Annotated in this window: 19 protein-coding genes; 14 read left to right on the top strand and 5 right to left on the bottom strand. The window is 45.8% G+C overall.

Annotated features, from left to right (window positions below):
- Positions 1 to 303 precede the first annotated feature (303 nt).
- Positions 304 to 948: a DUF4136 domain-containing protein gene (locus BUR42_RS13355; protein ID WP_074239711.1), complete on the top strand. Its 645-nt coding sequence runs from the start codon at positions 304 to 306 to the stop codon at positions 946 to 948.
- A gap of 25 nt (positions 949 to 973) precedes the next feature.
- Positions 974 to 1597 carry an outer membrane beta-barrel protein gene (locus BUR42_RS13350; RefSeq protein WP_074239710.1) on the top strand — a complete coding sequence of 208 codons (624 nt, stop codon included), beginning with the start codon at positions 974 to 976 and terminating at the stop codon, positions 1595 to 1597.
- A 114-nt stretch (positions 1598 to 1711) separates the two neighbouring features.
- On the opposite strand, the gene BUR42_RS13345 is transcribed toward BUR42_RS13350, so the two are convergent.
- Positions 1712 to 2698, bottom strand: a complete 987-nt coding sequence (locus BUR42_RS13345) for an FAD:protein FMN transferase (RefSeq protein WP_159442265.1) — start codon at positions 2696 to 2698, stop codon at positions 1712 to 1714.
- A 25-nt stretch (positions 2699 to 2723) separates the two neighbouring features.
- The gene (locus tag BUR42_RS13340) at positions 2724 to 3902 is read right to left on the bottom strand and encodes an acyl-CoA dehydrogenase family protein (protein WP_074239708.1); all 1179 of its coding nucleotides are present in this window, start codon (positions 3900 to 3902) and stop codon (positions 2724 to 2726) included.
- Between the two features lie 99 nt (positions 3903 to 4001).
- Between BUR42_RS13340 and BUR42_RS13335 the strand changes: the two genes are divergently transcribed.
- Entirely contained in the window at positions 4002 to 4418 is a 417-nt protein-coding gene (locus BUR42_RS13335) for a YciI family protein (RefSeq protein WP_074239707.1), read from the top strand.
- A 14-nt stretch (positions 4419 to 4432) separates the two neighbouring features.
- Here BUR42_RS13335 and pyrF read toward each other — a convergent pair whose 3' ends face one another.
- Positions 4433 to 5239, bottom strand: coding sequence for an orotidine-5'-phosphate decarboxylase (gene pyrF, locus BUR42_RS13330; protein ID WP_074239706.1), 807 nt, complete (start codon positions 5237 to 5239; stop codon positions 4433 to 4435).
- 117 nt (positions 5240 to 5356) lie between these two features.
- On the opposite strand from pyrF, the gene BUR42_RS13325 reads away from it, so the two are divergent.
- Both BUR42_RS13325 and BUR42_RS13320 read left to right on the top strand, forming a co-directional pair.
- Positions 5357 to 6220: a sugar phosphate isomerase/epimerase family protein gene (locus BUR42_RS13325; RefSeq protein ID WP_074239705.1), complete on the top strand. Its 864-nt coding sequence runs from the start codon at positions 5357 to 5359 to the stop codon at positions 6218 to 6220.
- A gap of 20 nt (positions 6221 to 6240) precedes the next feature.
- Positions 6241 to 7611, top strand: a complete 1371-nt coding sequence (locus tag BUR42_RS13320) for a Gfo/Idh/MocA family protein (RefSeq protein ID WP_074239704.1) — start codon at positions 6241 to 6243, stop codon at positions 7609 to 7611.
- Positions 7612 to 7758: 147 nt separating this feature from the next.
- Here the strand turns inward: BUR42_RS13320 and BUR42_RS13315 are convergent, their stop codons facing one another.
- A complete protein-coding gene (locus BUR42_RS13315; protein WP_074239703.1) occupies positions 7759 to 8382 on the bottom strand; it encodes an FMN-binding negative transcriptional regulator in 624 nt (207 codons plus the stop codon).
- Between the two features lie 43 nt (positions 8383 to 8425).
- Here BUR42_RS13315 and BUR42_RS13310 point away from each other — a divergent pair, with 43 nt between their 5' ends.
- Entirely contained in the window at positions 8426 to 8854 is a 429-nt protein-coding gene (locus BUR42_RS13310) for an RDD family protein (RefSeq protein ID WP_074239702.1), read from the top strand.
- Position 8855: 1 nt separating this feature from the next.
- Here the strand turns inward: BUR42_RS13310 and BUR42_RS13305 are convergent, their stop codons facing one another.
- Complete coding sequence (locus BUR42_RS13305; RefSeq protein WP_074239701.1) at positions 8856 to 9953, bottom strand: Mrp/NBP35 family ATP-binding protein; 1098 nt, start codon at positions 9951 to 9953, stop codon at positions 8856 to 8858.
- Positions 9954 to 10062: 109 nt separating this feature from the next.
- Here BUR42_RS13305 and BUR42_RS13300 point away from each other — a divergent pair, with 109 nt between their 5' ends.
- The 8 genes from BUR42_RS13300 (at position 10063) to BUR42_RS13265 (ending at position 21745) form a co-directional block, all read left to right on the top strand.
- Complete coding sequence (locus BUR42_RS13300; RefSeq protein ID WP_074239700.1) at positions 10063 to 10701, top strand: carboxypeptidase-like regulatory domain-containing protein; 639 nt, start codon at positions 10063 to 10065, stop codon at positions 10699 to 10701.
- 94 nt (positions 10702 to 10795) lie between these two features.
- Complete coding sequence (locus BUR42_RS13295; protein ID WP_074239699.1) at positions 10796 to 11689, top strand: 3-hydroxybutyryl-CoA dehydrogenase; 894 nt, start codon at positions 10796 to 10798, stop codon at positions 11687 to 11689.
- A 62-nt stretch (positions 11690 to 11751) separates the two neighbouring features.
- On the top strand, positions 11752 to 13845 hold the full coding sequence (locus BUR42_RS13290) for a BNR-4 repeat-containing protein (RefSeq protein WP_074239698.1): 2094 nt from the start codon (positions 11752 to 11754) through the stop codon (positions 13843 to 13845).
- A 57-nt stretch (positions 13846 to 13902) separates the two neighbouring features.
- Positions 13903 to 15087 (top strand): FecR family protein, encoded by a 1185-nt coding sequence (locus BUR42_RS13285; RefSeq protein ID WP_074239697.1) that lies wholly within the window; start codon positions 13903 to 13905, stop codon positions 15085 to 15087.
- Between the two features lie 95 nt (positions 15088 to 15182).
- On the top strand, positions 15183 to 18626 hold the full coding sequence (locus tag BUR42_RS13280; protein ID WP_143197440.1) for a TonB-dependent receptor: 3444 nt from the start codon (positions 15183 to 15185) through the stop codon (positions 18624 to 18626).
- Positions 18627 to 18635: 9 nt separating this feature from the next.
- Positions 18636 to 20198 (top strand): RagB/SusD family nutrient uptake outer membrane protein, encoded by a 1563-nt coding sequence (locus BUR42_RS13275; RefSeq protein ID WP_074239695.1) that lies wholly within the window; start codon positions 18636 to 18638, stop codon positions 20196 to 20198.
- Positions 20199 to 20214: 16 nt separating this feature from the next.
- Complete coding sequence (locus BUR42_RS13270; RefSeq protein WP_074239694.1) at positions 20215 to 21135, top strand: DUF5017 domain-containing protein; 921 nt, start codon at positions 20215 to 20217, stop codon at positions 21133 to 21135.
- A gap of 76 nt (positions 21136 to 21211) precedes the next feature.
- Positions 21212 to 21745, top strand: a complete 534-nt coding sequence (locus BUR42_RS13265) for an RNA polymerase sigma-70 factor (RefSeq protein ID WP_074239693.1) — start codon at positions 21212 to 21214, stop codon at positions 21743 to 21745.
- The last annotated feature ends 79 nt before the right edge of the window (positions 21746 to 21824 follow it).

Here is a 21824-nt window from a genome sequence, read left to right as displayed (position 1 = left end):
ATCCCCCATGCAAACCGCCTCCCCGGGCGGTTTTTGCTTTAACATTTCTTTAAGCCTATTTTAACGTTTCTCCTGTAAACGAAAGTAACATTCTCCTGTCTATAGCGTTCAATAATTGATTGGTCGGTTGTGCAGTTGATTGTGAAGATGATGATGTGTGTTTGGCAGAGATGTAGCGTGCAGATGAACAGTGTAATGAACGATGATGAACGTCCGTTTGTCCGGGTTAACTAGTAATGCTTATGAGTAAAAGCGGACGTCATCACCGGCCATCTTAAGAACCAGTAGAAAAAATAAACACATATGAAAAGAACAGGAATGATCTTAAGTGCAATTGCCGTTGGCGCCCTGTTGTTCAGCAGTTGCAGAAAAGAACCACTCAATGACATGACGGAAGAAGAATCCCGTATTTACGTTACTAACTATAACGACACAGCAGACTTTACGTCCTACAAAACGTTCAGTATTGTAGATTCTGTTGCCGTGATCAGCAATAGGGCAGATGCCAAAAAAGAGTTGACAGAATATGATGTGAAATTGCTGAATAGTCTGAAAACTTCTCTACAGGGCAGAGGTTATACATTAGTGGATAAAGGTGCGAAACCAGACCTTGCCGTGAACGTAAGCCGCATCGATAACACCACTACTTCCATTGGTTACATCCCGGGTTACTGGACAGGTTTCCCCGGATACTGGGATTCAGGTTACTGGGGATATCCGGGCTTTGATTACTGGTTCCCTTCTTACTATTCAGTGTTCCGCACCAGGGAAAAATCTGTTGTAGTGGACTTGGTAGACCTGAAGAATGCACCGCATGCAGATAACAAATTGAATGCTATCTGGAACGCCATGTTGCGTGGTACAGGTGTATGGAACAGTAATAACATTGAATCGATGGTGAAAGCAGTGTTTGATCAGAGCGCGTATCTGAAAGCAAGCAATAATTGATTGGACCAGCTAAAAAAGTAGAAAAATGAAAAGTATTAAAGTAATTATATTATTGATGATCGGCTCACTGGGTGTGCATAGTGCCTTTGCCCAAAGCAGCCGTCCGCCGGTTTCTTTTAACGTGAACTATTCCATTGCACAGCCACTGGGTTCACTGAGCGATTATGCAAAGAACACCAGCTTCCGTGGATGGACCGCAGGATTTAATTATGCTATCAACGATCGTTTGAGCGTAGGTGGTAAAGTAGGGTATGCAGATTTTTATGAAAGGTTCCCCCGTACAGTATATCCCGGTAAGGGAGAAGATGTGTCTGCCGTTCAGACGCATACATTGCAGACCATTCCCATCCTTGCCACCGTACAATATAACCTTGCTAAAGCAGATGCCCGCGTAATTCCATACGTTGGTGCTGGTATCGGTACAGCAAATATGAACTACGAAAAGTATTGGGGTGAATTTGTGGAAAAAGAGAACAAATGGGCCTTCCAGGTGAGTCCTGAAGTAGGTATCAATATACCTTTTGGTAAATATTCTCCAGTAATGCTGAATGCGAATGTGCAATACAACTATGCACCTTTCAAAGTAAACGAGATCACAAATTTTAACTCGATACAAGCAAATATTGGACTAAAGTTCCATATCCAATAGACCAAGTTAACGGAACATGTGAGAATGGCGGGGCTGTCTGAGGGCAGCCCTTTTTTTGTTTTGGAGTGAAGCCTTTTATTCTGGAAGAAGTTAGGTGCAGGTGCCCTATCATCTTTATTCCGCAAAGAAGTCAGGAGAATATTTTTCCCGCACCTTACCTGCATCATCCTTATACACATAAAAAGCCTGGAGCTTTAGTTTAGGATGTTCGCTGATGAATTGCAATCCAGCATCCACCCCCAGAATGATCAGCACATTATCAAATGCATCTGCCGTCATCGCATCCGGCGCAGTAACTGTAACGGAAATAATATTGTTATGCAGGGCCTGGCCTGTACGGGGATCAATAGTATGTGCAAAGCGGGTACCACCTTCATCAAAGAACCGTTGATAATTACCACTGGTAGCCACTCCTTTGTTCTTCAACCGTAACAATGCCTGTACCGGCTGGCTGGTGCTGTCTGTATCAGGAGGCCTTTCTATACCCACACTCCAGGGCTGGCCTTGTGTATTTACGCCTGAGGCCACCAGTTCGCCCCCAACATCCACCAGGAAATTATGAATGCCCATGGCGTGCAAAAGCCTGCCCACTGCATCTGAAGTATATCCCTGCGCAATCCCATTGCAATCTATTTCCATACCCTCTCTTTTTTTGATCAGGTATTTTGTACGTACAGTGAGCATATTGTAGTCCACTAACCGCCGCTTCCTGGCAATATCTGCCTGGGATGGCTGCCCGTTATGCCTTACAACGCCAAATCCCCAGAGATCTACTAATGGTTTGATGGTAATGTCGAACAACCCGTTTGTGAGTTTGCTTACTTCCTGCGCTTTGCGCACCACCGTCCGCATATGATGGTCCATCACAACCTGTGGCCCCTTGTTGAACCGGTTGATCAGGGAGCTGGGCAGGTATAGCGACATAGACCTGTCTATCTGCCTGAACAGGTCTTCCACATCTTCACGGAGAGAACCAGTATCATTGCTGATATATTTGACGATGTAATAAGTGCCCTGTGCCTTTCCCTGGAAGCTGATCAGCTTTTGGGCGGAGGTGCTAACGGAAATGCATATACCAATTAAAAAGAGTAAACCCTTCATGTCTGTAAAATAAGCAATCCATTTTTCAGGAAAAAGCATTCAGCCCTGTAATATCCATGCCGGTGATCAATAAATGTACTTCATGTGTGCCTTCGTAAGTGATCACACTCTCCAGGTTCATCATATGCCGCATGATGGGGTATTCCCCGGAAATACCCATGGCGCCTAAGATCTGACGCGCTTCCCTGGCAATGTGTACGGCTGTTTCGCAGGAATTCCTTTTAGCCATGGATATCTGTTCCGCCGTTGCTTTACCTTCATTGCGTAATACGCCCAGCCGCCAGTTCATCAACTGTGCTTTTGTGATCTCGGTGATCATTTCCGCCAGTTTCTTCTGGATAAGCTGAAAACCGCCGATAGGCCTGTTGAACTGCACCCGTTCTTTTGCGTAACGTAATGCGGTATCATAACAATCCATGGCAGCACCGATAGCGCCCCAGGCAATCCCATAACGGGCAGAGGATAAACAGGAGAGAGGAGCTTTGAGCCCTTTTGCATCCGGGAGGATATTGGTTTTGGGAATGCGTACATTATCCATCACCAGTTCCCCGGTAGCACTGGCACGCAGGCTCCATTTGTCTTTTGTTTCGGGAGTAGAAAAACCTTCCATACCACGCTCCACGATCACACCCCTGATCTTTCCCTCCGGATCACGTGCCCATACTAATGCGATATCAGCAAAGGGTGCATTGGAGATCCACATCTTGGCGCCGTTCAATAAAATATGATCGCCGTCGTCGTCAAAATAAGTGAGCATACCGGCAGGGTTGGAACCAAAGTCCGGCTCTGTCAGTCCAAAGCAGCCCATCATTTCTCCTGTTGCCAGTTTTGGAAGGAAACGTTCTTTCTGGGCTGTACTGCCGAATGTATAAATAGGATGCATTACCAAAGAACCCTGTACAGATGCAGTGGACCTGATGCCACTGTCTCCCCGTTCCAGCTCCTGCATCATTAGACCATAAGCGATGTAATCAAGCCCTCCGCCACCTGATCCTACCGGAATGGTGGGGCCAAAACAACCCAGGCTGCCAAGCGCTTTGATGATCTGGGAAGGAAATTCCGCGCGTTGGCAGTAACCATCAATAACAGGAGATATTTCTGTCTTTATCCATTGCCGCACAGAGGCACGGATCATTTTATGCTCTTCCGTCAAAAGTTCATCTATCTGGAAATAATCAGGCGATTCAAACAAGTCTTGATGCATAGCATTCCATTTTAGGAGGGAAGCAGGTTATAAGCCCTCGGCTCCTAATTTACGGAATTACGGATATTTATTACCTTAGGACCAGCAAATCTGAAGCATATGGCTAAACTGTTGCCTGTATTACTATTGGCGGTGTTCCTGACTTTTGTGATCGCCAGATTTACATCAAAACCATTAAAAACAGCGGCTGCGGAAGAGCCCATTCAAAAAACAGAGAGTAAGAAATATTGGATGGTAATGTTGCGTTCGGACATAAACAGGCAACAGGATCCCGGTACCACTTCTCAACTCCGGGATGCTCATATCAGCGCCGTCCGGAACCTTGTGAAAGAAGGAAAATTGATCGTTGCAAGTCCATTTACAGAAAATGAGGAACTGCAGGATGTTATCATTGTGGAATGTAAGGATAGCCTGGAAGTTGTAGACCTGATCCAACAGGATTCCGCTGTTGCCGCTGGTTGGCTGAAAGCAGAGATCAGGCCCTGCTGGCCGGCAAGAAGTATGTATTTTAAGTAACCTGGCAGCCGGCCCTAAGCAGGAATATATCCCGCCATTTCCGCCTGGTATTGTAAAGCAACCGCACGGGCATCTTCGGCAAATTTCTCATCATTGCCGGCATAGATCACCGCTCTGCTGGCATTTACCAGTAAGCCTATTTCCTTGTTCATGCCTTTTTCGGAGATCTCCTTCAGGCTGCCACCCTGCGCCCCAACACCCGGGACCAGGAAGAAATGATCTGGTAATAAACGACGGATATCCGCTACCACATCGGCTTTTGTAGCACCTACCACAAACATCATATTATCCGGTGTACCCCAGGATGCAGTGGTTTTCATTACTTTCTCATATACAAAACCTCCATCCAGCTGCAATTGCTGCACGTCGCGGGAACCTTCGTTGGAAGTCAGACCCAGTACAATGGCCCATTTCTCAGAGAAGCCCAGGAACGGTTCCACACTGTCGCGCCCCATGTAAGGAGCAACTGTTACGGAATCAAAACCATAGGTTTCGTAAAAGGTTTTGGCGTAATAAGTGGAGGTATTGCCGATATCGCCTCTTTTGGCGTCGGCTATTGTGAAGATCTCTTTCGGAATATATTCAACAGTACGTTGGAGGCTTTCCCAGCCACGGATACCCAGGCATTCGTAAAAAGCAGTATTGATCTTATAAGCTACACAAATATCCTTGGTGGCATCAATTATTGCTTTATTAAAGGCAAAGATGGGGTCAGGGTGGGATAATAAATGTTTGGGGATCTTATGTATATCTGTATCCAATCCGATACAAAGGTAAGATTTTCGCTCCCTGATAAGCTGCACCAATTCCTGTCTGTTCATAAGTGTATTTGCAATTATTGGCGAATTTCCTTCATTTTTATGAAAACCCGATTTTGATTTTCCGATTTAAGTTCTTAATTTTTGGCTGACCCACGGTATCGAAAAACGAACTTTTCCATGAAAAAATATGCTTTTCTTCTGCTATTCCTCTTATTACAAGGTCTTTATCTGCAATCGAATGCACAGAAGAGCAGTATTCCGCCGTTGGGCGTCTGTACTTCATTTGAGAACGACAGCCTCCTGAAAGCCGCCGGCTTCGCTTATATAGAAGAGTCTGCCCGCAAAATACTCTCCCCGGCCGTTCCGGATTCCACCTTCAACAGCCAGCTTGCCCGGATCAGGAAAATGAAACTGAAACTGGAAACCTGCAACCTCTTCATGCCAGGCACCATGCGCCTCATAGGAAAGGAGGCAGACGAGAAAGCGATCCTTGGGTATGTGGATTCCCTCATGCAACGCGCAAAGATAGTAGGCGTAAAGATCATCGTATTCGGCAGTGCCGGTTCCCGCAAACTCCTGGATGGAATGGATCCTGAACAATCAAAGAAGGAACTGATCGCCATCTCCCGCAAAATGGCAGCGGTAGCAAAGAAATACGACCGCATCATTGCCATGGAAAGCCTGAACAGATCAGAGGATAATTTCATGAACAGCCTGCAGATCGTAACGGATGTGGCACAACAGGTGAACCATCCCAATTTCAGGCTCACGGTAGACCTCTATCATATGATGAAAGAAGGAGAGGACCCCGCTGATATCCTCAAAGCAGCACCCTACCTGGTGCATTGCCATATTGCAGAAAAAGAAGGCCGCAGGGCGCCGGGCACCAGCAAGGAAGATTTCAAACCCTATTTTGCCGCCATGAGAAAAGCCAATTACAAAGGCCGCATCATGATAGAAAGTGGCTGGAAAAATATGGCGGAAGAAAGCAGACCCGCATTCCTTTATCTCACAGAACAACTGAACGAAGTATATAAATAACCAAAAAAACACTGTACAAAATGACAGAAGCAAAAAAGAACCGCCGCGAATTCCTGAAGCTTTCCATGATGGGAGGTGCCGGGGTTGCCCTCAGTGCAATGGGGATGCCAGCGAGCAGTTATGCACGTATTATCGGAGCCAACGACCGTGTGAATGTAGGCGTGGTAGGCTATTCTGACCGTTTTCGCCAGGCCCTGATGCCTTGCTTCCTGAAGAATCATAAAGAACTGAACTTTGATATCATCGCCGTTTCCGACATCTGGAACCGCCGCCGTGAAGAAGGTAAAGCCGCATTGGAAAGTAAACTGGGCCACAGTGTGCAAACCTGCGTGAACAACGATGAACTGTATAAGATCAAAGACCTCGATGCAGTAATGATCGCTACAGCAGACTTCCAGCACGCCTTCCATACTATTGAAGCCGTTAAGAACAAGAAAGATGTTTACTGCGAAAAACCTTTCGCTGAAACAATGGAAGATGCCCGCAATGCACTCAAAGCAGTAAAGGAATCTAAAAAGGTTTTCCAGGTAGGTACGCAACGCCGCAGTGGTGCCAGTTATCATGCCGCAGCTAACTTCATCAAAGAAGGAAAGTTCGGCCCTATCACCATGGTAGAAATGACCTGGAACGTAAACCAGCCCGGCCGTTGGCGCAGACCGGAACTCACAAAATCCATCAAAGAATCAGATGTGGATTGGAATCGTTTCCTCTGCAGCCGTCCGAAAGACAGCTGGGACCCGCGTAAATATTTAGAGTTCCGCCTTTTCTGGCCATACTCTTCAGGTATCTTTGGCCAATGGATGACGCACCAGATAGATACTGTACACTGGTTCACCGGCTTGCAGCATCCACGTAGTGCAGTAGCAAACGGAGGGATCTACCAATGGAAAGATGGCCGCAGCAATGCAGATACACTCACAGCAGTGTTCGATTACGGTCCGCAAAATGATCCAAAGAACGGCTTCCAGGTAGTATACAGTTCCCGTTTCCACAACTCTGCAGGAGGTACAAAAGAGCTCTACTATTCCAACGGTGGCATGATAGACATGAGCACAAACAAGATCAGTCCAACCGGTGGTCTGAGAGAGAAAGAAGCGGCAGAAATGGGCATGAAAGCAAATCTCCTTCCCAGCATGGACCTCTCCAGCGTGGCTGCATCTGTTGAAACCGGTGCTAACACTGGCGGTGATGATACTACGGATGCGCACGTACGTAACTGGATGGAATGTGTGCGCAAACAGGATGTTAAAACAAACGCTCCCATTGAGGCGGCCTATTCTCACTCAATAGCGCTGATCATGGGTACCGCTGCATATCGCACTGGCATGAAAGCCACTTTCGACGAAGCTAAACAAGATGTAATTGTTGGAGGCAAGGTATTCACGCTCTAACTAAACGCGCCGAAACCAGTACATATATTTTTTTAAGGAAAAAACCAGCACAATACGGACAGCTTTCCTTAAAAAAATACATGCACTGGTTTCTCTTTTAGTACCGGTGTTTGTAGGCTTAAGGGTATTAATACATCTTTATTCCACTTATTTTCGCTCCCGCCTTAATTCCATCTCAGACGCAATCCGGTGAGCATGATCATCTCCCAGTTCTTTCAGATGGTCCACCACACTGAAATAATCGTGATCATTCCTGTTCTGGCTAAGCTTGAACCGCGTATCCACCCTGTCAACACTGATCTCAAAACCAGTGATCGCTTTAAGGTTATTATGGAATTCTTTAGCAGGAATATCATGCACATGCACCGGGTTTTCAGACCCCGCTTCGTAGCGCTCCATAAGTTGATGAAGGGATTGCGCCAATTCAGCCTCCGTGAGAACACGCAGCACACCATACACATGCACTGCGATGTAGTTCCAGGTAGGGATCTTTCCCTTTTCATACCAGGAGGAAGAAATGTAAGCATGCGGGTCCATGAATACAACCATGAAAGTTTGTCCGGTTACAAAGGTGGCAGCCTGATCATTGGCATTGGCAATATGCCCGTGAAGCACAAATTTACCCGGTGTTTTTTCAACTAATTCAATAGGAAGATGTGTGCCGATAGGGAGGCCATCATGAATACTGACCAATAACCCGAAACCATTCTGCCGGATAAATGCGGCAACCGTTTCCCAGTCTTTTTCCTCGTTGTACTTAGGGGTATACATACAGTGGTATTTTAGTTATATTAGCAAAGTAAATTCCTATACTATGATCGATCATCTGGACGAGGTTCCGGTATCCGGGCCTTCATACCCCGTGCTGGTAAAAAGAGTACAATCCACTTTCATTGATTTCCTGATCATCGTTGTACTGATGCTGTTAGCTTCCCTGTTATTGAATGCCATCGGCGACGAAAAGGATACACCCACCTGGATCAATGTTGTTCTTTTCCTGGGCATCTGGGGTTTATATGAACCCCTGGCTGTAGCTTACGGCTGCACTGTAGGAAATTATCTTTTGAGGATAAGGGTGGTGGATGCGGATAATTACCAGAAAAAGATCGCATTGTGGAAAGCTTACGTGAGATATGCCCTGAAGGCAACATTGGGCTGGGTATCTTTCCTCTCTGTTCATTTCGACTCCCAGCGCAGAGCCATACATGACTTCGGCGCCGGGAGCGTAATGATACAGAAATAAGTTAAACTACTATCTCAACGATCTTCGTTGGTTCAATATTGGCGTTGCGCATAGCAATGCTGCGGGCGGTAGCACCTGCAAATTCAGCAAAAGCATTTTTAGTGATGGCATCATTTCCTGCAACTGCCGGAACGCCTTCATCACCTCCTTCACGGATGCTTTGTACTAAAGGTATCTGCCCAAGGAAGGGGATCTCCAGTTCTTCTGCCAGTCTTTTTCCACCTTCTTTACCAAAGATGTAATATTTGTTATTGGGTAATTCAGCCGGTGTGAAGTAAGCCATGTTTTCCACCAAACCGATGATCGGTACGCGGATCTGGGGGCTGCTGAACATACCGATACCTTTTTTGGCATCTGCCAGGGCCACATCCTGCGGAGTGGTTACGATCACTGCGCCGGTTACAGGTACACTCTGAACAAGGGTCAGGTGAATATCGCCGGTGCCGGGAGGCATATCAATGATCAGGTAATCCAGCTCTTCCCAGTAAACATCACTTACAAATTGCTTCAATGCACTGCTGGCCATGGGCCCGCGCCATACGATCGCCTGTTTTTCGTCTACCAGCAAGCCGATGGACATGAATTTGATCCCGAACTTCTCCATGGGAACAATCATCCCTTTACCGTCCACATTCACCATCATAGGTCTTTCTCCGCGAACGCCAAACATAATGGGAACAGAAGGTCCGTAAATATCGGCATCCATCAGGCCCACTTTAGCGCCGTCTTGTGCCAGGGATAATGCAAGATTGGCAGCTACGGTGGATTTACCCACCCCGCCTTTACCGGACGCCACCATAATGATATTTTTCACATTCGGCAGCAGGCCTTTTCCATCTTTCCTGTTGGAGCTTACGTTGGCCGTCATTTTTACTTCCACCTCAGCTTCCTTGCTCACCAGGTGAATGATGGCATTCACACAGGCATTTTTTATCATTTCCTTCAGCGGACAAGCCGGTGTGGTCAGTACTACGGTAAATTTAACTTTATTGCCGTTGATCTCGATGTCTTTCACCATGTTCAGTGTCACCAAATCCTTACCCAGATCGGGTTCTTCCACATTCGACAGCGCCTCGAGCACCATTTCTTTTGTGATCATAAATTGTTGTTAAAATTGTTTCCGATCAGCAAAGTTAACCTAAAATGAGGTTTAATTTGTTGGTTTTATATTCCTCTTTCCGGGAGTATATATTTATCTTAGTAGCTGCATGCATAAGAAACTGATCATATTTTTGTCCCTGCTGTTCATGCCGTTTTTGTTAAAGGCGCAGTTGAAAGCATTCAAAGACAGCATTATACAAATATCCGGTATTACCATGACGGCGGACAGCCTGAGGGCCATTCCCGCTGTGAGTATCATCGTAAAGGGGCAGAACCGTGGTACCATTTCCAACAGCCAGGGGGTATTCTCCATCGTGGCTTTCAAAGGCGATACACTGAGCTTCACTGCCGTGGGCTTCCGCAAAAAAGAATACAGGATCCCCGCAAACCTGCCCGGAAACAGCTACTCCGTGATCCAGCTCCTCACCGAGGATACCATTTACCTCTCTGAAACCATCATCAAACCTTATCCCAGTAAAAGGGAATTTGAAAAGGCTTTTGTAAGTATGGATATTCCGAATGATATGTATGAAATTGCCCGTAAGAATAACGACCAGGCCAAGATCCGTGCCATGGCCCGTTCCATCCCCATCGATGCCGGCGGGGCTTATGGTGTTTTCATGCAGAAACAGCAGCAATCCCTCTACTATGCAGGCCAAACGCCTCCTCAGAACATCTTCAATCCAATCGCCTGGGCCCAGTTCATAGAAGCCTGGAAACGGGGTGATTTCAAGCGCAAAGATTAGCGCAGGTGAAGTATAATAACCGCGGTTCCCATCGCTTGTGAATGGTTTTTCCTTAAATTGCCGGATTATTGACCATTCACCAAAATGAATCTTTATGCAGAAAATTGCTGTGATCGGAGCCGGAACCATGGGCAACGGTATTGCACACGTATTTGCCCAAAACGGATACTCCGTTCACCTGATAGATGTTTCCCCCACTGCACTCGACAAAGCACTCGCTACGATCGATAAGAACCTGGAACGGCAGATCGCTAAAGAAATTATCAAAGAAGCAGACAGGAAAGATACCCTGGACCGTTTAAAGACCTTCACAGACCTGGCTGAAGGAGTGAAAGGTGTGGAACTGGTCGTTGAAGCTGCTACAGAAAATGTAGACCTTAAACTGAAGATCTTTCGCGAACTGGACCAGCATACCGGCGCAGACGTGATCCTCGCTACCAATACTTCCTCTATCTCCATTACAAAAATAGCCGCCGTTACTAAGAAACCCGGAAAGGTGATCGGTATGCACTTTATGAACCCGGTACCCGTCATGAAACTCGTGGAGATCATTAATGGCTATGCCACAGAAAAGGCCGTTTCTGAACAGATCAAAGCACTCACGCTGCAATTGGGTAAAGTTCCCTGCGTTGTAAATGACTACCCGGGATTCATCGCTAACCGCATCCTGATGCCTATGATCAATGAAGCCATCTATTCTCTTTTTGAAGGGGTAGCAGGTGTGGATGAAATAGACACGGTGATGAAACTGGGTATGGCACATCCCATGGGCCCATTGCAACTTGCAGATTTTATAGGACTGGATGTTTGCTTGTCTATCCTGCAGGTACTACACGATGGGTTCGGTAATCCTAAATATGCGCCCTGCCCCTTACTGGTAAATATGGTCACCGCAGGATACCTCGGTGCAAAAAGCGGAGAAGGCTTTTATAAGTATTCAGCCGGCAGTAAAAATATTGTTGTAAGCGACAGGTTCCACAAAATATAGGAACCTGTCACCTCATTCCTGAACATACGTGTCTTAGATGAGTAAATACTCAAACAGGACCTATGAGGAAAAATATACTTTTCAGCATTGCAGCCATAATACTGTTATTGCAGGCGCCAGCCGGTTTTTCACAATCAGTTGTACTTCCGGACGACAAGATTGTAGATAACGAAGCACTGGTATATTCCACGAACGCCTATGGCTACTATCCCAGTATCCAAAGCTTTAGCCAGCCATCGGTTATTACCTATAATAATTATCAGTATGTAGTTTATTATAACAAGGACAGGCGGGTTTGCCTGGGAAGGAGGTCTTTGTCCGGAGGGGCCTGGGAAACGCTTGTGTTCACGGATTATCTTTTCAGCACAATTGATTGCCATAATGTACCCGTGTTGGGGATTTCCACTGACGGAAAGATCCACCTTTCTTTTGACCATCATGTGTCTGCACTGAAATACCGTGTTTCCGGTTCCGGTGTGGCCAACAATCCAGGCAGCTATACCTGGGATGCCGCGCTTTTCGGAGCCATCACAGATACTTTACCTGGAATGACGGTGCCGCAGTCCGCTGTAACGTATCCGTCATTTATAGCTACGCCATCCGGGAAACTGCAATTGGTAATGAGAATAGGAAATAGCGGAAACGGGAAAGAAAGGCTTTTTGAATATGATACTGCCACTACTCACTGGACAGATCTTGGATGGTTGACGTCTTCGGCAGGTATCTATACAGGGCCCCTTACAGATGGGCAACACAGGAATGCATACAGGGATGGGATGGGGTATTTTGGAGGGAACAGGTTGCACCTTCTTTTTACCTGGCGCGAAACGGGAGATGTTCAGTCTGAACACGATATTATATACAGCTATAGTGATGATGAAGGGAGAACGTGGAAAAATTCTGCAAACGTCTCTTTTGCCACTTTAGGAACAGACCTGATAGGCCTTGGTGATACGGCTGCTATTGTATACCGTTTGGGACAAAAGCACGGGCTGCTGAACCAGGAATATATGTACGTAGATAAACAGGGAAGGGTACACGCATTCAAAAAACACATGCTTGCTTCAGAGCCGGATGCAAGCAGCTGGGAGGATGCCAGGGATAAAGCTAAAGCATATCATCACATGAGGGCCACAAACGGCACATGGTCCACCAGCCTGTTACCTTTCAATAATCACCGCGTTAATTTTGTTGCAGATACTAATGGCATCTTATACGCAGTAACAGGTAATAAGCTGGATATCTGGGCGGCTACGCCTGCCAGTGGTTATACGGATTGGGCATTGATCCACCGTTTTGACAGCCTGGCAAAATATGCGGAAGAAACTATACTGATCGACAAGGAAAGAATGATAACATCGAATGTTCTTTCTGTTTTAGTACAGGAGAAATATACAGCAAGTGGTCAACCTTCAAAGATCCATACCATCGATTTTACTTTATCTGCGGAACCTTCCATCACACTGGATAATACCACCGCAGAAATAACAGGTACCTGGAATACCTCTTCTGCCGTATCAAATTATTATGGTGTTAATTATCGCGTGAGGGCTTCCGGAGGTACCGGTACAAATTATGTGAAATGGCGCGCTGCCATTCCGGAAGCCGGGGATTATGCTGTATATGTCTGGCTGCCGGATGGGCTTCCTTCCCGTGCAACCAATGCAAAATACGTAGTGTACCATAGTGGTTACAATACCACCTATTACGTGGATCAATCCCTTCCCGGCGGCCGGTGGGTATTGCTTGGAACGCATACCATGACCACCAATACAACCGGCAACGGTGTGGTGATGTTAACGGACGAAGGAAATAATGATTTTGTGATTGCAGATGCAGTGCGGTTTGTTAAACAAAGCTCCGGAACAGCCAGGAAAAGCCTGCCGCAGCAAATAAAGAGACCGGAGATAGCACAATCCCTGCAATTCTGGGCCACACACGGAGAAGTACACGCAACTTTTTATGCAGCAGTTCCAACGAGAGGCAGTATCAGGATCATTGATCTTTTAGGCCGCGTATTGTTGCAACAGCAGATCCAGGTAGAGAAAGGCTTTAATACATTTAATGTGGGAACAGCTGGTTTGCCCAGAGGTTTCATGATAGCTGTTTTAAGTACAGGGCCGGAGAACAGGGCACTTAAGTTTATTAAATATTAGGTCCCGGGCCATCACCCTTTTTGATTGTTCAGGGGTCTCAGTAATACGTTATTCAATATGGAAAATTTAAACCCTTTTGAGAAAGCAGATCTGCTATACAGGTATCTGCGTGATGAGCTGCCGGAAGAGGAGCGCATGATGGTGGACAATTGGCTGGCGGCAGATGAGCATAATCAAGAACTGATAGATCAGTTCAAAGATCAGCTGGCATTGGATAAGGAAAAGGCACTGTTTTTATCCGGCGATAAAAGTAAAGCCTGGGAATTAATTGCGGCGCGCACCGGAAATACAGCCAGCGTTCCCTTTTTAAGAAAAAGGAAAAAGGTCTTGTGGTCTGCTGCTGTAGTGGCTTTGTTATGCCTCGCCGGTGGATGGCTGATCTGGCAGGATCCCGGGGATATAAAACTTGATCGGGATGTTGCGGTCCGGAAAAAAAATACGCCCGTAAACACTGGCAAAACCAGGCTTACGCTGGCAGATGGCTCCGTGATAGAACTGGATGGAGCGGAGGATGGGGCGCTATATGAAGATGGATCTGCGAAACTGATCAAAAAGAACGGCGAATTATTATACCAGGGAAAGGAAGAGGATAAAGGCGCATTGGCAGGATATAATACGGTGCATACACCTGTAGGGGGGCAATACCGTATTGTGCTGCCTGATAAAAGTAAAGTATGGTTGAATGCAACTTCTTCCCTGCGTTATCCAACTGCTTTCCATGATTCTGTTCGTGAAGTGGAGCTTAGCGGGGAAGCCTATTTCGAAGTGGCGAAGAATAAAAGTATGCCATTCATTGTAAAGGCAGGGGAAACAAAAGTGGAAGTAGTAGGTACACATTTTAATATCATGGCCTACCCGGACGAACAAACAACCAGGACCACCCTGCTCGAAGGTGCGGTGATAGTAAGTAAAGGCATGGAAAAACAAAAGATGAAGCCAGGGCAGGAGGCCGTTACAGGTAAGGGCATCAGGCTGGTGGAAGCTGACCTTCAGGCCGCCGTGGCATGGAAGCAGGGCCTCTCCCATTTTGAGGATGCAGGCATAGGAATGGTGATGCGCCAGTTGGCCCGATGGTATGACATTGAAGTAGAATATGAGAAAGGGATTGTTCCTGATATTCATTTCAGTGGCATCATTTCTAAGAACTCATCTGTTGAACAGGTGATTGCTATGCTCAATACATCTGGTAACCTGCACATGGAAGTGCAGGGAAGGAAGGTATTGGTAAAAGCCGTTAAATAATTGAATGTAACCCCGGAAATAAGCGAATAGTTTGCAGGCGTAATGGGCCGGCAGTTTTTATAAGAGTGTCAACCGATTTTTAAAAGTTCCAGGTTATGAAAGTATTGCTATTATTCAGTAGAAATAGCACATTGTATCAGCCATTATGCAAAGCATCACTCCTGATGAAAATGGTGTTCCTGTTATCTGTATTTCAACAGGTGAGCGGAAAAGTACATGCGCAGGATGTCACCATATCAGGGGAGCAACTGTCTCTAAAGAACATTTTTAAAGAGATCAACCGCCAAACCGGGTACCTGTTCATCTATAGTGAAGAACTCCTCCAAAAGGCAAAGCCCGTAAATATTAACGTCACAAAGGAAAGACTGGAAGAAGTATTAAGGATCTGTTTCGCTGAGCAGCCACTTACTTACCAGATCATGGAAAAAACGATTGTTGTAAAACTTTCTGCAGTAAAGGGCAATGTGCCACCAGTCACCATAAAGGGTAAGGTGGTGAATAACAAAGGAGAACCGCTTCCTGGTGTAAGCATAAGACTGAAGGGAACCAATGCAGGTGTTGCAAGCAATGCCGGGGGAAGTTATGCGATAGATCTGCCCGGAGAAAAAGGGATATTAACTTTTACGTACATGGGGTTCAAACCCAGGGAAGTAACTGTGAATGGCCCAGGCCCTTATAATGTAACCCTGGAAGAGGATATAAAAGTACTGGACGGGGCCGTTGTGATCGGTTATGGAAGTGTGGCAAGAAAGGATCTGACGGGTTCTGTAAGCCGGGTAAATGTAACTGATATGCAAAAGGCACCTGTTGTTTCTTTTACGGAAGCACTGGCTGGCAGAGTACCTGGCGTGGTAGTGTCTACTACAGACGGCCAGCCTGGAAAGGGGCAGGATATTGTAATCAGGGGAGCCGGGTCCTTAACACAGAACACCTCGCCGCTTTATGTGATAGACGGATTTCCTGTAGAGGATTTTGACGCCCGTTCGTTGAATAATGACGATATAGCGGCGATCAATATATTGAAGGATGCCTCCGCTACGGCGATATATGGTGCCAGGGCAGCAAACGGCGTGATCATCGTGGAAACAAAAAAAGGAAAGCAGGGTAAACCGGTGATCACTTTCAGCTCCCTGTACGGATTTAGTGAAACAAGAAAGCAGATGAAGCTGATGGATCCTTACGAGTTTGTTGCATTCCAATATGAAAGGAATCCTTTATCAACTGCCTCCCGTTATTTTACAAACGGGAGAACACTGGATGATTATAAAAATATACAGGGAATAGATTGGGCAGATGAAGTGTTTGATCCCAGCCCTTATAGCATGAATAATTTTGCCATAAGAGGTGGCAATGATCAAACAACATATGCCGTATCCGGCGCCCTTAATAATACACAGGGGATCATTTCAAATACCGGTACGCGCCGTTACCAGGGCCGGATAGCCCTGGACCAGGTGATCAACTCTAAGGTAAAGGCTGGTGTTTACCTGAATTATAGTAACAACTCAAATACGGGTATTGTAGCTGCTTCCTCTGCCGGTAATAATACTACTTCCTACCTTTTTTCAAATATCTGGGGGTATCGCCCCATTGGCAATGATCCGGATAAGAACCTCCTGGAAGGTGATTTCGACGACCTGGTAGTAAATGCAGATAACGCAAGGTTTAACCCTGTAGTTACTGTACAAAACACCAACCGTGTCAGCACAGCCAAGGAGCTATTAGTGAATGCTTATATCAACTATGCCATCAATCAGAATTTTACGCTTAAGATCACCGGAACAGTAGATAACCGGCTTTCAGAAAATAAGAACTTCTATAATTCCAGAACAATCCAGGGCTCCCCCTTTAACCCGTTAAATGTGAGAGGGGTAAATGGAGATGTAATGTATGCGGAGATCAACAACTGGTCTAATGAAAATACACTTAGCTACCAGAAAACAATTAACAGGGTACATAGGATCAATGCAGTGGGAGGTTTTTCCATGCAAAGCAGTACCAGCAAATTGCATGGAGTGGCCGTTCAGGATATACCGAATGAGGAATTAGGATACTCCGGATTTGATGAAGGGATCGCTTATGCAAGCCCGGCAACCAGCGGAAAGTTTACGCTGGCTTCTCTTTATGCCAGGTTGAGCTATAATTACAAGTCGAAATACCTCTTTACAGCTACGATGCGGGCAGATGGTTCTTCCAAATTTGCTAAGGGGAATAAATGGGGCTATTTCCCCTCAGCTGCCATTGCCTGGAACATGACGCAGGAGCCATTTTTTAAAAGCCTGCCCTTTATATCTGAATCCAAGATCAGGGCCAGTATCGGCTATACAGGTAACAACCGGGTAAGTGATTTTGCTTACTTCACCAGCCTGGGAATGCCTAACATTGCTGCTTATTCCTGGAATAATGGTACACCGCTGAAAGGGATCATCCCCCTTGATCTGGGAAATCTCGATCTGAAATGGGAGGTGGCTGAACAGGTGGATCTCGGATATGATCTCGGCCTCTTTAATGGAAGGATCGAACTGACTGCAGAGCTCTACCGCAAAACAACAAAGGACCTCCTCCTGAATGCACAACTCCCCGGAACTACCGGCTTTAAAACTGTATTCAGGAATATCGGCAGATTGCAGAACGAAGGATTTGAATTAGGCATCAATACAGTTAATATCAATAAGAAGGACTTCAAATGGGGAAGCAGCTTTAACATCAGCTTCAACAGAAATAAAGTACTGGCGCTTACCAGGGGGCAGGATAAACTTTTCTCCTTTGTGAACTTTGAATCGCAATACAATACTACTCCTTTATACGTTGCACAAACGGGGATGCCTGCTGCGATGTTCTATGGTTTTGTTTTTGACGGGGTTTACCAGTATGAAGATTTTGATAATCCCTCTCCCGGAGTATACAGGCTTAAAAGTTCAATTCCTGCAAATGGGAACGCAAGAGATGTTGTTCAACCCGGTGATATCAAATACCGGGACCTGAATAACGACGGTACAGTAGACAGCTATGATCAAACTATCATCGGCCGTGTTTTCCCCATTCATACAGGCGGTTTTACCAACAATTTCAGTTATAAGGGCTTTGACCTGAACGTATTGCTGCAATGGTCTTACGGTAATAAAATATACAATGCAAACCGCATCCTGTTTGAAGGGAATGCAACAGTAAGGACAGAGATGAACCAGTATGCCAGTTACAATGATCGTTGGAAGCCGGATAATCCCAGTAATACCCTTTTCAGGGTGGGAGGGCAGGGGCCGCTTGGCAGATATTCAGACCAGGTGATTGAAGACGGCTCTTATCTGCGCCTGAAAACTGTTTCACTGGGATACAATATACCCTCCGCTATCACAAAGAGGATAGGGATTAAAAATCTTCGTTTAACGGCCGCTGCGCAGAACCTGCTCACCTGGACGAATTACTCAGGGATGGACCCGGAAGTATCCGCACGGAATTCAACCCTTACACCGGGCTTTGATTTTTCTTCCTATCCGCACGCACGTACATTGGTATTCGGTTTAAATGCTACTTTATAACATTATAATATGAAACGGATCTCGTTGATAATACTTGTTTTAATGCTCTTGTCCGGCAGCTCCTGTACCCGTTTCCTGGATACTACGCCTACGGACCGGTTGTCTCCGCAAACTTATTATCAGAATGAAAAACAATTAACAGCTTCCCTCATAGGTGTATATGATATATTAGGTGCAAGGAATGTTTATGCACGCCATTATACCTGCCGGCTGGGAATGGAAGCAGATGAGGGATTTTATAATACAGATGCGGTGGTGACCGGCCCGCAGGTATATAACTTCTCTCCTTCAGATACTTATGTATCGGGCCTGTGGAATGAGCTTTATATAGGGATTAACAGGGCAAACAGCTTACTGGCAAATCTTAATAATAATCCTCAGATCAATGAAACCATCAGGAACCAGGTAAAAGGAGAAGCCCTCTTTTTAAGGGCATATTTTTATTTTTTACTGGTACAGCAATTCGGAGGTGTGCCACTTATACTGGCCCCTACCTTAACAGGCGATGATGTGGAAATTGCCAGGAGCAGCGCAAAGGAAGTATATGAGAAGGTACTGGAAGATATGGAAGAAGCTGAGGCCCTGGTAGCACCTATTCAAACGCTTGGCTTTGGCGGCAGGGTTAGCCAGTCTGCAGTGCGTGGCGTTTTAGCACGCGTATGCCTGTATATGGCCGGATATCCCTTAAGGGATGTTACCAAATATGAGAAGGCTGCTTTCTGGGCCAAAAAGGTGATAGATGATGCAGGCGCAGCGCATGATCTCAATATGGACTATGCACAGGTATTTATCAACTATGCGCAGGATAAATATGATATAAAGGAAAGCATCTGGGAAGTGGAATTCTGGGGCAATGTATCCGGCGCTTATGACGAAACGGGGCAGATCGGGGCCTGGATAGGAATTACTTCCACCAATACAACTATCATCGGGTTTGCCTACGGATTCCTGAATACAACGGCAAAGCTGTACAGATCATATGAAACGCAGGACCTGAGGAGGGATGTGGCCATTGCACCCTATAAGTATACAGCTGCCGGCGGCAAAACAAATCATACTTACACAAAGGATGCAGACCTCTATCTCCGCAATGTGGGGAAATACCGCAGAGAATGGGAATTGGTTAAACCAGGCTCAGCCAATTCAACGCCTACAAATTTTCCCTTGCTGCGTTTTTCAGATGTGCTTTTGATGTATGCAGAGGCGGAAAATGAAATACATGGCGCACCAACACCTGCTGCGCTGGATGCCTTGAACAAAGTAAGGGCAAGAGCTAAAGCTACTTTGTTCACCGGAACTAATACCATTAGTGATAAGAACGAGTTCTTTGACCAGATCGTAGACGAACGCTCCCGGGAGCTGTGTTTTGAAGGATTAAGAAAACCGGACCTTATCCGCTGGGGGATTTTTTTACCGGTTATGAAAAATATTGCTACGGAAATGTCTCAGCACGGCGCAACGGCGTTCTACGCACTGGCATATAAAAATGTAAATGAACGGCATTTGCTTTTTCCCATCCCTTCCAAAGATCTGAGCCTGAATACGGCATTGGTTCAGAATCCTAATTGGTAATAAACAGAGAAATGATATGATGAAGAATATATTCATGCTGATAGCCGGTTTGCTGACTTTAACCGGTTGCACGCAAAAACTGGAAGTAAGTGTGCCTGAGTTTGATGTTACGCAGAAAAAAATTACTGCCAGGGCAGGGGAGGAGATCAAATTCCTGCTTACCGGCAACCCGGACCTTATTACTTTTTACTCCGGGGAAGTATTACATGATTATGCATTTGCCGCCGGGAGGATCGTTAAAACAAACAGCCTTGACCTCTCATTCAGGAGCAATGTGGAGTTTGGTAAACAACCTGATCAGCTGCGTGTAATGGCATCTGTTGATTTTAATGGAGGTGCCGCCTTTGAGGATATTACAACGGCAAGCTGGACGGATATTACCAATAGATTTGCTTTGGGAACTAATGCTACGTATAAAGCTTCCGGAGAGGCAAACCTGGCGGACCTTAGTATAGAAGGTAAACCGTTTTACCTGGCCTTCCGGTATATTGTGAGGAACCCGACTGTATACGGTACAGGTAATGTATGGCGGATACAGAACTTCCTGCTAAATGCGCAAACTTCAATAGGGTTGTTAAGCCTGGGAAATATGCAAAACGCCGGCTTCAGGATCTACGAACAGAAGCAGAAGACCGCACCTTGCAGATCTACCATATCTACCACCACGTTACAGCTGATAGCGCCTGCGCTGGTGGATTCTACCAGAACGGCAGAAACGGAATGCTGGATCGTAACCAAAGGGTTTGATACAGGAGATATGGACTATGGCCCGGACAGGCCCGTTGCCATTAAAGGATATGCCGATCCTAAGATAAAAGAGACGGTGTATGTTTATACTAAACCGGGTAATTATAAGGCAGTATTTACAGCATATAATGGCAATGTTGCCGGTAGAAAAGAAGTGATCCGGGAAGTGGAGGTAGAGATCATTCCCTGATAAAAATTACAGCAGAAGTTTTTATATTTATATCCAGATGCCAGCCATGAAATTCCAGTTATAAAAAACGTTCGACATGCAGATATTTCCGTTAGAAGTAATTTTTAATGAGTATTATGAGCGGCTTGTCTATTTTTCCCTTAAAATATTAGACGATAAACAGGATGCTGAGGATGCTGTTCAGGAAGCATTTGTCCGGTACTGGAATAATAAGGACAATGTTTCCCAGGAATTGCATTCGATCAGGAGTTATCTCTATGCTGCCGTTAAAAGCATCAGCCTGAATGTTATCCGTCACCGCCAGGTAGTAAAGAATTTTGAACAGCAGGCATTATCTCCCGCAGCCGAGAACCAGATTATAAACAATATCATTCAGGCCGAAGTATTAACGAAGATCTGCAAGGCAATGGCAACATTACCGGATGCCTGCCGCCGCATTTCCCGGATGGGATATATTGATGGTATGAAAAACCTTGAAATTGCAAAGGAACTGGGTATTTCAGTGAATACGGTTAAATCGCAGAAACTCAAAGGTTTGAAAATATTAAGAATGAAACTGATTCCCGACCTGATTGTTTCCATTTACCTGCTGGCAATGAATTGGCCTTAACATCCTGACCTGTTTTCCACCCATAGGAGAAGCCCGGTATATCCGGGCTTTTTTATGCCGCGTTAATTTTTCGGCACTA

This window comes from Chitinophaga niabensis, from assembly GCF_900129465.1.
Lineage (GTDB): Bacteria > Bacteroidota > Bacteroidia > Chitinophagales > Chitinophagaceae > Chitinophaga > Chitinophaga niabensis.
This window is presented reverse-complemented; position numbering and strand designations above follow the sequence as displayed.